The following is a 13,307-nucleotide window of genomic DNA, read 5'->3' on the forward strand; positions in this document are numbered from 1 at the left end:
CACCGTGAACACCCAGGGCGCGCAGAAGTTCGACCCGACCCTGCAGACCCCGATCCTGGATTCGGTCGTGGCCAGCAAGCCCGACGCCATCCTGATCGCGCCGACCGACGTCACCGCCATGCAGAAGCCGCTGGAGAACGCCGCGGCGGCCGGCATCAAGGTCGTGCTGGTCGACACCACCACCGAGGACCCGTCGTTCGCGGTCTCCCAGGTCTCCTCGGACAACGAGGGCGGTGGCGCCGCGGCGTTCAAGGCCATCAAGGACAAGAACCCGAACGGTGGCAAGGTCCTGGTCATCTCCACCGATCCGGGCATCTCCACCGTCGACGCCCGGGTGAAGGGCTTCGAGACCGCGGTCGGCCAGGACTCGAACTTCCAGTACCTGGGTGTCCAGTACTCGCACAACGACCCGGCGACCGCCGCCCAGCTGGTGACCGCCGCCCTGCAGAAGGACCCCGACATCGTCGGCATCTTCGCCACCAACATCTTCTCCGCCGAGGGCTCGTCCACCGGTGTGAAGCAGGCCGGCAAGAGTGACCAGATGACCATCGTCGGCTTCGACGCCGGCCCGAACCAGGTCAAGGCGCTCAAGGACGGCACCGTGCAGGCCCTGGTCGCGCAGCAGCCGGCCACCATCGGCACCGACGGTCTGGACCAGGCCATCGCCTCGCTCGACGGCGGCACCGTGACCCCGAAGATCCAGACCGGGTTCACCATCATCACGCCGGAGAACGTCGACTCCTCGGACGCGGTCTACAAGTCCTCCTGCTGATCGACCGGAGGCCGGGCCCCGTGCCCGGCCTCCGCGACAGGCCCCGGCAGCTCTCCGCTGCCGGGGCCTGTCGTCTGTTCCGGGCCTTGATGTGTTCCGGGGCCTTGGTCTGCTCCGGGGCCTTGGTCTGTTCCGGGGCCTTGATCTGCTCCGGGGCCTGGTCTGCGCCGGGGCGGCGGGCCGGCCCCGCGCGGTGGGCGGACGGGCGACCCCGGCGGGACGGGGCGGGCCCCTGACCCGCGGCGCATCGCCGGTGCCCCGGCAACTTCCGCCGACGCGAACGCCCCGGGTCGAATCGACCCGGGGCGTTCCCGATCGGGGCTCGGCGGCCGGTGCCGGCGGCCTGCGGGCCGGTCAATTGGCCGGCAGCAGGCGCAATCCCTCCCCCTGCCGGACCAGGATCAGCCGGTCGAGCCCGTCGACGAGCAGTTCGGCCCCGGCCAGCTCGGCGGCGGGCGAGGTGCCGAGCACGCCGACCACCCGGCAGCCGGCGGCCCGGGCGGAGGCGATCCCGGCCGGCGCGTCCTCGAAGACCAGGCAGCGGGCCGGGTCCAGGCCCAGGCGCCGGGCGGCCAGCAGGTACGGCTCGGGGTGCGGCTTCCCGTGCTCGACGTCGTCGAAGGTGACCATGGTGCGGGGCACCGGCAGGCCGACCGCGCCGAGCCGGGCGGTCGCCAGGTCCCGCACGCCCGACGTGACGATCGCCCGGCGCTGCTCCGGGACCGACGAGAAGAACTGGTGCGCACCGGGAATCGGATCGATCGACGGGGCGTCGGTGATCTCCAGTTCCCGGATGCGGGCCCGGCCGGCGGCCTGCCGGTCCGGGCCGACCAGCACGCCGACCAGCACGTCCGCCGGCTGACCGTGATTCTCCTGGACCAGCCCCGCGGGGGCGCCGAACTCACGGGCCAGCCGGTCCCAGCACCGGGTGACCGACGCGGTCGAATCAGCCAGGGTCCCGTCCAGGTCGAACAGCACGGCGTCGAAGTCGGGGGTCGCGGCGGGGTCGAACAGCGGCGCGTCGGCCGGCACCGGCAGCCGCTCCCCCGCGGCCCGGAGAACCCGGAAAAGTTGTTGCTCGGTGGTGAGTTCCGCGTCGACCGTGATGTGCGGGACGGCCGGCTGCGGTGGCGCGGCGGTGTCCGGCCGGTGCCGGTCCCGCTCGGCCTGCCGGTGGGCCCGGCGCCGGGCGAGCAGCTCGGCATCACCGTGGATCCAGACCACCACCGGGTCGGCCGGGCCGAGGGCGGCGCGGAGCCGGTCCCAGGCGGCGCCACCGGCCAGCTCGGCGGTGAACGGTGCGACCAGCACGGCCGCGCCCGCGGTCGCCGTCACCTCGGCGGCGACCGCCGTGAGCGCGGCATAGCGCGCGTCGCGGATCGCCGTGCCGTGGGCCGGGGCGAGCCAGTGCTCGCCGAGGACCGACGCCGGCAGGCCGTCGAGCAGCGGGTTGGTCAACGTGTCCAGATCCAGCAGGGGAAGGCCCCGACGGACCGCCAAAGCCGTTGCCAGCGTGCTTTTCCCACTTCCGGCCGGGCCGGCGACAAGAATACAGCGGGCCGGTGGGGGTTGACATTCGGTGCTCACCCCCTCAGGATAGACCCATCACGACACGCGTGTCATGCATCTCGACGACATCGGTGTCATCCCCTTGGACGAGAGGCCTGCCCGTGTCGACGAGCACCCCCCTGGTCGCCGGCATGGACCTGGGCAGCACCGGTCTGAAGCTGCTGGTCCGCGACGCCGACGGCACCGAGCTCGTCGTCGAACAGGTCCCCACGCCGTGGCGGTCCGGCGCCGACGGCACCGCCGACATGCCGGCCGACCGGCTGCTGGCCGCGGTGCAGGAGCTGCTCGTCGCGGCCGCCACCCGGCTCGCCGCCGTGACCGCCGAGCCGGTCGCCGCGATCGCCATCTCGGGCATGGGCGAGAGCGGGATGCTCGTGGACGCCCGTGATCGGGCCGTCGGACCGGCGTTCGCGTGGTTCGATCCGCGGGGGGCCGCGCAGGTCGCCGCCTTCCCCCGCATCGTGCGGGAGGAGTTCGCCGGCCGGACGGGACTGCCGCTGGGCAGCCAGGTCTCGGCGGCCAAGCTGGCTCTGCTGCGGGACGAGGGGCTGGATCTGCGCGGCCTGCGCTGGCTCAACCTGCCGGAGTTCGTCGCGATGTCCCTGGGCGGCCGGGCGGCGGCCGAGTACTCGTTGACCTCCCGGACCGGGCTGCTGGACCAGGATTCCGGTACCGCCTGGGACGAGATGCTGGCCCACCTCGGCGTCACCGACAGCCTGCTCCCGCCGCTGGTGACGGCCGGCACCGACCTGGGCCGGACCGGGGCGTGGCTGCCCGGGCCGTTCGCCGGCGCCGCGATCACCGTGGCCGGCCATGACCATCTGGTCGCCGCCGAGGCGACCGGGCCGATTCCGCTGGGGCACTACCACGTCTCGATGGGCACCGCCGAGGTGCTGCTGCGGGTCGTCGACGCGCCCCTGGGCTTCGAGGCGCGGACCCGGCTCGCCGGCCGGCTGATCAACGAGGTCCGGCACATCGTGCCCGGCCGCAACGTGCTGGTGGCCGGGGTGAAGACCGGGCTGGTGCTGCGCCGGGCCCTGCAGCTGTGCGGCATCCGCGACCGCGCCGGGCGGGACCGGCTGGACGCGCAGGTCATGGCCCTGCCCTACGCCGGCGCGCTGCCGGCGGGCGGGATCGCGGTCAGCGGCGCCCGCAACGACGACGGGGTGCTGCGGGTGACCGTGCAGACCGACGACGTCAGCCCGGCCGAACTGTTCGGGGCGGTGCTGCGGCACAGCAACGACGAGATCGCCCGCCTGATCGAGGCGATCGACGCGGAACTGCCCCCGGCCGGTTCCGCGCTGCTGACCGGCGGCTGGGTCGACATGGCCGCCGTGCAGCGGGCCCGGGCGCAGGTGCTGCCCCGGCCCGCCGTGTCCACCCGGACGCAGGAGACCGCCTTCGGGGCCGCGCGGATCGCGGCCGCGCTGCTCGACCCAACCGCACAGCACCCCGCACCGCAGCACGCCACCCCGACCGATCGGCCGGAGCGGGCGCCGGTCGGCTGACCCCGGTCAGCCCGACCCGGTCGCCGCGCCGGCCTCCCCCACACCCGCCCCATCACCTCACCGGAGGAACCCATGAATTCCCTGACCACCCTGGAACGCCGCGGCATGAGCGCGATCTCGACGCCCGGCGGGCACATGCTGATCGTCGCCGCCGATCAGCGCAACGGCATGAAGGCGGCCATGACCGACGCGCCGGGCGGCGCCACGGGCATCAGCACGGCCGAGCTGGCCCACGCCAAGGCCGATCTGGTCCAGTACCTGGCCAACAACGCGCCGGCGATCCTGCTCGACCCGGAGGTGGCGCTGCCGGCGATCGTCGACGAGGGCGTGCTGGGCCGCAACACCGCGCTCGTCGTCGGGATGGACGCGTCCGGGTTCGAGACCGTCGACGGACTGCGCTACACCCGGTACGTCGATGGGGTGACCCCGCGCCGGGTGCGCGAGCTGGGCGGGGACGTCGCGAAGATGCTGTTCTACACCCGGCCCGACCGGCAGGGTCCGGAGTCCGTCGTCGCCGACCAGATCCGCGAGCTGGTCAAGGCGTGCGCCGCCGAAGGGTTGCTGCTGATCGTCGAGCTGCTGACCTACCAGCTCGAGGACGAGTCCGACGAGGACTACAAGGCCGCGTTCGGCACCCTGGTCGCCGACGGGGCCAAGCTGGCCGTCGAGTGCGGCGCCAAGGTGCTCAAGTTGCAGTACCCGGGTTCGGCGCAGGCGTGCCAGGCGGTGACCGCGGCCGCCGCCGGTGTGCCGTGGGCCGTGCTGTCGGCCGGTGTCGACCACGAGACCTTCATCGAGCAGGTCGCCGTCGCGATGGCCAACGGGGCCAGCGGCGCGATGGCCGGGCGCTCGCTCTGGAAGGACAGCCTGTCGATCTCCACCGACACCCGGCAGGACTACCTGACCAACCGCGCCCTGCCGCGGCTGCGTGAGCTAAACGCCGTCATCGACGCCACCGGCTGAACCCGGCCCACGCCCCACGCCCCGCTGCCCGGCCCGGATCACCGGGTCGGGCAGTGGCGTCACCCCCGGACGGCGGGGCCCGCCTGGCAGGACTGCCGCTCGACCAGGTGCACCGGCACGACGGTGCGGCGCCGGTACCGGCGGTCGGGCGCGTCCAGCCGGTCGAAGATCCGCTCGGCGGCCAGCCGGCCGAGCCGGTACGGATCCTGGTCGATCACGGTGACCGACGGGCTGACGACGTCGGCCATCGGGAAGTCGCCGAATCCGACCAGCGCGAACTCGCGCGGCCGCAGCGCCGGGAGCAGATGCATGGTGCACCGGGCGTTCGACGAGAAGATCGCGGTGGGCGGGTCGGGCAGCCGGCGCAGCACCTCCAGCGCGTCCCGGGCGCCCGCCCGGTCGTCCACCCCCACCAGCACCAGGTCGGGGTCCTCGGGCAGTCCGGCCCGGGCCAGCGCGGCGCGGTAGCCGGCCAGCCGCCCGGCCGCGGTGCGCAGCAACGGACGCTCGCCGGCGAACGCGATCCGCCGGTGGCCGTGGGCGATCAGATGGGTGGTCGCGGTGTCCGCGCCGCCCTCGTCGTCCTCGGTGAACGAGTCCGCGGCCAGCCGGGCCGGTTGGCGGTCGACGAAGACGACCGGCAACCGCATGGCCCAGACCGACAGGTAGGACTGGTCGACGGTGATCGGCGCCAGCACCAGCCCGCTGAGCCCCCGCTTGAGCAGGCCCTCGACCATCGGCTGCTCCAGCTCGGCGTCCGACCCGAGACTGATCACCAGGGTGAACATCTCGCGTTCGAAGGCCAGCCGCTGGATGGACTGGGTGATCGCGGCGAAGAACGGGTCGACGATGTCGGGCACCGCGATCCCGATGACCGGGGCCCGCCCCGCCCGCAGGATCGACGGCAGCTCGTTGGGCACGTAGTTCAGCTCGCGCAGCGCCACCTGCACCCGCTCCCGGGTGTCCGGCAGGACATGCGGGTCGTCGTTGAACACCCGGGACACCGTCTTTACGCTGACCCCGGCGCGCGCGGCGACTTCCCGCATCGTGCTCATCGTTCGTCCCTCACCCGGCTCTTCGCCCACCGTCCGCCCGGCCGACCGGGCGGGCCCCCGGAGGGTACCCGGTAGGGCGGGCGGGGCCCCCCCGGCCGGGTGGCGCGCCGGCCCCGCCGGCCGGCACCCCCCACCCCCCCCCCCCGCCCCCCCCCCCCGCCCGGGCCGCCGGGGCGCGCCCCCGGAGGGTACCCGGTAGGCCGGCCGGTCACGCCGCGGACGATTGCCGCGACGCCCCGGCCGGCAGCCACCATCGACAGCCACCGCCGGCAACCACCGACGGCGGCGCCACCGGCACCGGACGGGGGCGCGGAGGCCGGCTCCCGGGAGCGCCCGAGGCGCCCCGGGAACCGTTCCGTCTCAGCTGCAGCCGCTGGTCGAGCCGCACCCCTCGCACAGGTAGCAGGCCCCCGATGGCCGCATCTTGGTGCCGCAGGTGAAGCAGAGCGGGGCGTCGGCGGACTTGCCGATGACCAGCTCCAGCAGCTCGGTCGACGACCCGGCCCCGCCGGCGTCCCGGCCCGCGGCCGAGGCCGGCGCCGGAGTGCCGCTCTCCACCGCCGGACGGATGACCGGGGAGGCATCCACGGTGGTCCGCAGGTTCTCCACCAGGCCCTCGTCGGCGGCGGAATCCGGTCCGGCCGCCGGCGAGACGTCCGCGGCACCGTAGCTCGTGGACACCTGCTCCCGGCGCTCCTCGGCGGAGAAGATGCCCAGCTCGGCCCGCGCGTCCAGCGGCAGGTAGTCCAGGGCGATCCGGCGGAACAGGTAGTCCATCACCGAGGTGGCGATCCGCACGTCCGGATCGTCGGTCATGCCGGCCGGCTCGAACCGCAGGTTGGTGAACTTGGCGACGTACGACTCCAGCGGGATGCCGTACTGCAGGCCCACCGACACCGCGATCGAGAAGGCGTCCATCACGCCGGCCAGGGTCGACCCCTGCTTGCCCAGCTTGATGAACACCTCACCGAGGCCGTCGTCCGGGTAGGAACCGGTGGTCAGGTACCCCTCGGCGCCACCGACGGTGAACGAGACCGTCTGCGACGGGCGCTTCTTCGGCAGGCGGCGACGCACCGGCCCGGTGACCACGGGCAGGACGGGCGCTGCCGGAGCGTCCGCCTTCGGCGCCTGATCCTCGGAGGACTTGTTCTTCTTGGCCGCCGACAGCGGCTGGCCGACCTTGCAGTTGTCCCGGTAGATGGCCAGCGCCTTGAGGCCCATCTTCCAGCCCTGCTGGTAGATCTCGGCGACGTCGGCGACGGTGGCGTGCTCGGGCATGTTGACGGTCTTGGAGATGGCACCGGAGATGAACGGCTGCACCGCGGCCATCCTCCGCACGTGACCCATCGGCGCGATGGACCGCTCGCCCATGGCGCAGTCGAACACGCTGTAGTGCTCCCGACGCAGACCGGGCGCGTCCACCACATGGCCGTGCTCGGCGATGTACTCGACGACGGCCTCGATCGACTCCTGCTGGTAGCCCAGCGCCTTCAACGCCCGCGGCACCGTCTGGTTGACGATCTGCATCGAGCCGCCACCGACCAGCTTCTTGAACTTGACCAGCGCGAGATCGGGCTCGATGCCGGTGGTGTCGCAGTCCATCATCAGACCGATGGTGCCGGTCGGGGCGAGCACGCTGGCCTGCGCGTTGCGGTAGCCGTTGCGTTCACCGGTGGCCACGGTGTCCTGCCAGACGGTGGTGGCCAGCTTCAGCGTCGCCGCGTCGTTGCGGCCGACCGAGCGGATGTAGTCGTTGGCCGCGGCGTGCTTGCGGATGACCCGCTTGTGCGCGTCGGAGTTGCGGGCGTACCCGTCGTACGGTCCGACGACGCCGGCCAGCTCGGCCGACCGGCGGTACGCGACACCGGTCATCAGCGAGGTGATGGCCGCGGCGAGCGAGCGCCCACCCTCGGAGTCGTAGGCGTGTCCGGTCGCCATCAGCAGCGCGCCGAGGTTCGCGTAGCCGATGCCCAGCTGCCGGAAGGCGCGGGTGGTCTCGGCGATCGGCTGGGTCGGGAAATCGGCGAAGCAGATGGAGATGTCCATCGCGGTGATGACGAATTCCACGGCCCGGGCGAAGGTCGGCGCGTCGAAGGTGCCGTCCTCGGACAGGAACTTCAGCAGGTTCAGCGACGCCAGGTTGCACGAGGAGTTGTCCAGGTGCATGTACTCGCTGCACGGGTTGGACGCGGTGATCCGGCCCGACTCGGGGCTGGTGTGCCTGTCGTTGATCGTGTCGTCGTACTGGATGCCGGGATCGGCGCATTCCCACGCAGCCTGCGTGATCTTGCCGAAGAGCTCGCGCGCGTCGATGGTCTCGATGACCTCGCCGGTCTGCCGGGCGCGCAGGCCGAAGGCGGCGCCCTCGTCGGTGGTGGCGTCGACGGCCCGCATGAACTCGTCCGAGACCCGGATGGAGTTGTTCGCGTTCTGGTACTGGACCGAGATGATGTCGTCGCCGCCCAGGTCCATGTCGAACCCGGCGTCGCGCAGGGCGCGGATCTTGTGCTCCTCGCGCGCCTTGGTCTCGACGAACTCGGCGACGTCGGGGTGGTCGACGTCCAGCACGACCATCTTCGCGGCCCGCCGGGTGGCCCCGCCGGACTTGATGGTGCCGGCCGAGGCGTCGGCGCCCCGCATGAAGGAGACCGGGCCGGAGGCGGTGCCACCGGAGGACAGCAACTCCTTGGACGAGCGGATGCGCGACAGGTTCAGCCCCGCGCCGGAGCCGCCCTTGAAGATCAGCCCCTCCTCCCGGTACCAGTTCAGGATCGAGTCCATCGTGTCGTCCACGGACAGGATGAAGCAGGCCGAGACCTGCTGCGGGGACTTGGTGCCCACGTTGAACCAGACCGGCGAGTTGAACGCGAACACCTGGTGCAGCAGCATCCAGGTCAGCTCGTGCTCGAAGATCACGGTGTCCTGCTCGGTGGCGAAGTAGCCGTGCTCGACGCCGGCGCGGGTGTAGGTGGACACCACGCGGTCGATGATCTGCCGCAGGCTCGCCTCGCGGGCCGGGGTGCCGACCGCGCCGCGGAAGTACTTGCTGGTGACGATGTTGGTGGCGTTGACCGACCAGAAGTCGGGGAACTCGACCCCGCGCTGCTCGAAGTTGACGGTGCCGTCCCGCCAGTTGGTCATCACGACGTCGCGACGCTCCCACGTCACCTCGTCGTACGGGTGCACGCCGGCCGTGGTGTACAGCCGCTGCAGGGTCAGGCCCTGGCCGGTCGATCCGGACGTCGCCGCCTTGGCCTTGCGGGCCTTGGCCGTTCCGTTGGCGCCGTTGGCCGATCCGGGGACCCCGATGGTCTCGGTCATGTGCTTCCTTCCCCTGAAGCAGAGTGTGGACAAGTTCGGGTGGCACCCGACCTGTCCGGTCGGGCACCTGGAGGTGGTGCGAGAGTCAGGTGCGGGCCAAGGGCGGCGATCGATCCGGTGATTCGGCCGGATCGGCGTCGCGCCGCATGCTGGCGATCTCGGCCGCGAAGTCGTCGGCCGAGGTGAAGGACCGGTAGACCGAGGCGAACCGCAGGTAGGCCACCTCGTCCAAGTCCCGCAGGGGACCCAGGATGGCCAACCCGACCTCCTGGCTCGGCACCTCCGCCTGTCCGGCTCCGCGCACCGTCTCCTCGACCTTCTGCGCCAGCTGGGCGATCGCGTCGGCGTCGACCGGCCGGCCCTGGCAGGCCCGGGTCACCCCGGCGATCACCTTGCTCCGACTGAACGGCTCGGTGACGCCGCTGCGCTTGACGACCGAGAGCAGGGCGCCCTCGAGGGTGCTGAACCGACGGTTGCACTGGGGGCAGGACCGGCGCCGGCGGATGGCCTGCCCGTCCTCGACCTCGCGCGAGTCGATGACCCGGGAGTCGGGGTGGCGACAGAACGGGCACCGCATCGCGATGACCTCCTGTTCTGTCCCCAATCGGGGGCCGGGGTGTGGATCGTCCGTGTGGACGACCGAGGTGGTGCCGCACTGCTGTGGATGACGATGTGCACACCCCGTGGGCAACCGGCCGGTCCTGTGGACAACTGCCTATCGGTGGTGGCACAACCTGTGGACTACTTACATCAGTGTAACTACCAGATGTAGGGGTAGACGCTAGATCCGCGCAGAGCGAAGCGCAAGCCGTCCCGGCGTGTCGACACGACCTCATCCGGCTGATCCCTGATCGGGGGACGCCGGGACCCGCAGGACCTCGCCGGCCCGCACCAGATCGCCGGTCACCTGGTTGAGCCGGCGGATCTCGTCGATGACGGCGCGCGGGTCGCGGTCGGGAGCGGCATCCGTGGCGATCGACCACAGGGTGTCGCCGGGCTTGACGGTGATGTCCGTCGACGCCTCCGGCCCGGCCATGAGGGCGCCCAGCAGCCGGATCGCGAGCAGCACCAGCGTCGCGCCGACCAGCACGGTCAGGGCCAGCCGCTCCCACCGCCCGATGCGGTAGCCCTCCCCGCCGGCCGGCGGGGCGAGCCGCCGGCCGGACGTGACGATCAGGCGTCCACGCCGGGCTTCGCCCACGATCCACCCGTCCGGCGCAGCCGGGCGGCCACGATCCGCAACCCCGGGCACCCCGGGCGCGACGGTGATCGACGACGACGTCGACGGTGCGCCGGGCGTCGGATCGCTCGCCGGCCCGCGACCCGGCCGCCGCCACGGACCCTGGCGCCCGCGGCGCAGGCGCCGGCGGCGGGCCAGCTCCAGATCCCGGGCGGCCCGCGCCTCGGCGGAGCGCCGGGGCCGGCGCGGGCGGACATGCCCGGACCCGTCCGCCGGCGACCCGGACCCGTCCGCCGGAGCGGCCCCCGGAACCCCCGCCCCGGGCGGAGCGTCCGGCCCCGGATCCGCTACTGAACCCGCTGCCGGATCCGCTACTGAACCCGCTGCTGAACCCGCTACCGGGGCCGGCACCGGGACCCCCGGCGCGCCCGGAGCCGGCACGTCGGCCAGCCACCCGGTCGGATCGACCCGGGGCAGGTGCCACGCGGCGTCGTCGAGCTCGATGAGCCGGGCCGTCTGCGTTCTCATGTCCCACCTGACCGATCCACCGGGTCCACCGACCCGATCCGTCTGGCGCCCGACCCCCTCCCGGCGGTCGAACGGACGTTCTATCGAACATCTGCTCGAGTTGTACACCGAGGGTCTGACAGTGGGAAGATCTGCCGGCGTGTCGATCGAACTGGTGTTTGAATCGTGACGTCGGAATGCCTAGGCTGGGGCGCGAACGGATGACCGGCGCAGCTCAGGAGGGTGCAACAGCATGACCGACGATTCGACCGTGAACCCGCCCGATTCCCCGGACGAAGCGACGGGTGAGGCAGGCGAGTCCGGCGACAACGTCGTGGACTTCCCCGATGCGCCGGCCAAGCCGGGGCGGGTCCTGACCATGCGGCAGCACAAGATCCTGCAGGTGATCCGCGATTCGGTGGAGCGGCGCGGGTATCCGCCCAGCGTGCGCGAGATCGGGGACGCGGCCGGGCTCAAGTCGCCGTCCTCGGTGGCCCATCAGCTCAAGGTGCTGGAGAAGCGGGGCCTGCTGCGGCGGGACCCGAACCGGCCGCGGGCGGTCGACATCCGCCCGCTGGAAGAGGCGGTGCCCGACTCGGAGGCGACGAACCCGCTGCCCAGCCCGAGCTATGTCCCGGTCGTTGGCCGGATCGCCGCCGGCGGCCCGATCCTGGCCGAGCAGGCCATCGAGGACGTGTTCCCGCTGCCCAAGGACCTCGTCGGCGAGGGGACGTTGTTCCTGCTCAAGGTGGTCGGCGACTCGATGATCGACGCGGCGATCACCGATGGCGACTGGGTGGTCGTCCGTCAGCAGCCGGTGGCGGAGAACGGCGACATCGTCGCCGCGATGATCGACGGCGAGGCCACCGTCAAGACGTTCAAGCGCAAGGACGGGCACGTGTGGCTCATGCCGCACAATCCCGCCTACGAACCCATCCCCGGTGACGACGCGGTGGTGCTGGGTCGCGTCGTCACCCTGCTGCGCAAGGTCTGACCGAATCCGGTCAGGGACGCCGCTCCTCCGGCACGCCGTTGATCACCGGCGGCGGCGGAGGAGTGGTGGCCAGCGGCACCTGGCCGGTGATCTGCGCCGTCGGCGTGGCCTGGGCGGCGCTCACGTCGGTCTCGACGCTCGCCTTCTTGGCCTGCTCGTCATCGTGCATGGCGCCGACCTCGGACTTGAGGATGCGCAGCGAGCGGCCGACGCTGCGGGCCGCGTCCGGCAGCCGCTTGGCGCCGAACAGCAGGATGAATGCCGCGATGATGATCAACCAGTGCCACCAGGACAGGCCGCCCATGGATGTGCCTCCTCTGACGTGCGACGGTGCATCCGCGCAGATGTCGCCTGACGTTGTCGTCGGTGCCGCCGGCGGTGTCGATCGGCCCCGACCGGTGGTTCGGACCCGCGCCGCCGCCGGACGGGCGGGCCGCGGCCGCCGGACCTGCCGGCTGGTCGCCGCCCGCCCTCAGGCTACCCGTCTCGGTCGCGCCGGATCGGCGTCGGCCCGGCGCGTGCCGCCGGACCGGCGAGCGGCCGCGACCCTCAGCTGACCAACGCGAAGGGCGCCAGCGCGCCGGCCAGATCGGGATACACCCGCGCCTGCAACACCGTGCCGTCGGGAGTGTGCTCCTCCTCCAGCACCGTGCCTTCGGCGTGCACCCGGGAGACCAGGGCACCCTCGCTGAACGGCATCAACACATTGACCGCGACGGCGGGGTCGGGCAGCGCGTCGGCGACTCGTTGGCGCAGCCCGTCGATACCGGCGCCGGTGCGGGCGGACACGAACACCGCCCCGGGCAGGGCGTGCCGCAGCCGGGTCAGGGTCATCTCGTCGGCCGCGTCGATCTTGTTGACGACGATGATCTCCGGCACGCCGAGCGCGTTGATCTCGCTCAGCACCTCCCGGACCGCGGCCACCTGGGCCTCGGGGTTCTCGTCGGATCCGTCGACCACGTGCAGCAGCAGGTCGGCGTCCGCGATCTCCTCGAGCGTGGACCGGAACGACTCGACCAGCTGGTGCGGCAGGTGCCGGACGAAACCGACCGTGTCGGTCAGCGTGTACACCCGGCCGTCCGCGGTCCGCGACCGCCGGGTCGTGGGGTCCAGGGTGGCGAACAGCGCGTCCTCGACCAGCACGCCGGCGTCGGTGAGGCGGTTGAGCAGGGAGGACTTGCCCGCGTTGGTGTAGCCGGCGATGGACACCGCCGGCACCAGACGGGCCCGGCGCTGCGACCGCTTGGTGTCCCGGACCCGACGCATGGCCTTGAGGTCGGACCGTAGCTGCGCGATCCGCTTGTGGATCCGCCGGCGGTCGATCTCCAGCTTGGTCTCGCCGGGCCCGCGCGAGCCGATACCGGCCCCCGCGGCCACCCGGCCGCCCCGTTGCCGGGACAGGGCGCTGCCCCAGCCCCGCAGTCGCGGAACCAGGTAG

General features: G+C 72.5%; 11 protein-coding genes. 4 read left to right on the top strand and 7 right to left on the bottom strand.

Annotated features, from left to right (window positions below):
- Positions 1-772: ABC transporter substrate-binding protein (locus tag ACOJUF_RS21205; RefSeq protein ID WP_420123799.1), on the top strand; the 772-nt coding region annotated here is incomplete at its 5' end.
- Positions 773-1,126: 354 nt separating this feature from the next.
- Here ACOJUF_RS21205 and ACOJUF_RS21210 read toward each other — a convergent pair.
- Positions 1,127-2,359, bottom strand: a complete 1,233-nt coding sequence (locus tag ACOJUF_RS21210; RefSeq protein WP_420123800.1) for an HAD-IA family hydrolase — start codon at positions 2,357-2,359, stop codon at positions 1,127-1,129.
- An 83-nt stretch (positions 2,360-2,442) separates the two neighbouring features.
- Here ACOJUF_RS21210 and ACOJUF_RS21215 point away from each other — a divergent pair, with 83 nt between their 5' ends.
- Both ACOJUF_RS21215 and ACOJUF_RS21220 read left to right on the top strand, forming a co-directional pair.
- Positions 2,443-3,849 (top strand): FGGY-family carbohydrate kinase, encoded by a 1,407-nt coding sequence (locus ACOJUF_RS21215; RefSeq protein ID WP_420123801.1) that lies wholly within the window; start codon positions 2,443-2,445, stop codon positions 3,847-3,849.
- Between the two features lie 72 nt (positions 3,850-3,921).
- The gene (locus tag ACOJUF_RS21220; protein ID WP_420123802.1) at positions 3,922-4,812 is read left to right on the top strand and encodes a tagatose-bisphosphate aldolase; all 891 of its coding nucleotides are present in this window, start codon (positions 3,922-3,924) and stop codon (positions 4,810-4,812) included.
- A 59-nt stretch (positions 4,813-4,871) separates the two neighbouring features.
- Here ACOJUF_RS21220 and ACOJUF_RS21225 read toward each other — a convergent pair whose 3' ends face one another.
- From ACOJUF_RS21225 to ACOJUF_RS21240, 4 genes are all read right to left on the bottom strand, one after another.
- Positions 4,872-5,867 (bottom strand): LacI family DNA-binding transcriptional regulator, encoded by a 996-nt coding sequence (locus ACOJUF_RS21225; RefSeq protein ID WP_420123803.1) that lies wholly within the window; start codon positions 5,865-5,867, stop codon positions 4,872-4,874.
- A gap of 360 nt (positions 5,868-6,227) precedes the next feature.
- Positions 6,228-9,188 (bottom strand): vitamin B12-dependent ribonucleotide reductase, encoded by a 2,961-nt coding sequence (locus ACOJUF_RS21230; protein WP_420123804.1) that lies wholly within the window; start codon positions 9,186-9,188, stop codon positions 6,228-6,230.
- An 85-nt stretch (positions 9,189-9,273) separates the two neighbouring features.
- Positions 9,274-9,765 (bottom strand): transcriptional regulator NrdR, encoded by a 492-nt coding sequence (nrdR, locus tag ACOJUF_RS21235; RefSeq protein WP_420123805.1) that lies wholly within the window; start codon positions 9,763-9,765, stop codon positions 9,274-9,276.
- Positions 9,766-10,020: 255 nt separating this feature from the next.
- The gene (locus ACOJUF_RS21240) at positions 10,021-10,389 is read right to left on the bottom strand and encodes a LysM peptidoglycan-binding domain-containing protein (RefSeq protein ID WP_420123806.1); all 369 of its coding nucleotides are present in this window, start codon (positions 10,387-10,389) and stop codon (positions 10,021-10,023) included.
- A 739-nt stretch (positions 10,390-11,128) separates the two neighbouring features.
- On the opposite strand from ACOJUF_RS21240, the gene lexA reads away from it, so the two are divergent.
- Positions 11,129-11,869 carry a transcriptional repressor LexA gene (gene lexA / locus ACOJUF_RS21245; protein WP_420123807.1) on the top strand — a complete coding sequence of 247 codons (741 nt, stop codon included), beginning with the start codon at positions 11,129-11,131 and terminating at the stop codon, positions 11,867-11,869.
- Positions 11,870-11,879: 10 nt separating this feature from the next.
- On the opposite strand, the gene tatA is transcribed toward lexA, so the two are convergent.
- Together tatA and hflX are read right to left on the bottom strand one after the other, a co-directional pair.
- Entirely contained in the window at positions 11,880-12,173 is a 294-nt protein-coding gene (gene tatA / locus ACOJUF_RS21250) for a Sec-independent protein translocase subunit TatA (RefSeq protein ID WP_420123808.1), read from the bottom strand.
- A 245-nt stretch (positions 12,174-12,418) separates the two neighbouring features.
- Positions 12,419-13,307: GTPase HflX (gene hflX, locus ACOJUF_RS21255; protein ID WP_420123809.1), on the bottom strand; the 889-nt coding region annotated here is incomplete at its 5' end.

The organism is Nakamurella sp. (assembly GCF_048594475.1).
GTDB lineage: Bacteria > Actinomycetota > Actinomycetes > Mycobacteriales > Nakamurellaceae > Nakamurella.

Bases quoted from the DNA above. Each gene is read 5' to 3' on its own strand.
- ACOJUF_RS21220 (WP_420123802.1), top strand. From the start codon at position 3,922: ATGAATTCCCTGACCACCCTGGAACGCCGCGGCATGAGCGCGATCTCG.
- ACOJUF_RS21225 (WP_420123803.1), bottom strand. From the start codon at position 5,867: ATGAGCACGATGCGGGAAGTCGCCGCGCGCGCCGGGGTCAGCGTAAAG.
- ACOJUF_RS21230 (WP_420123804.1), bottom strand. From the start codon at position 9,188: ATGACCGAGACCATCGGGGTCCCCGGATCGGCCAACGGCGCCAACGGA.
- nrdR (WP_420123805.1), bottom strand. From the start codon at position 9,765: ATGCGGTGCCCGTTCTGTCGCCACCCCGACTCCCGGGTCATCGACTCG.
- lexA (WP_420123807.1), top strand. From the start codon at position 11,129: ATGACCGACGATTCGACCGTGAACCCGCCCGATTCCCCGGACGAAGCG.
- tatA (WP_420123808.1), bottom strand. From the start codon at position 12,173: ATGGGCGGCCTGTCCTGGTGGCACTGGTTGATCATCATCGCGGCATTC.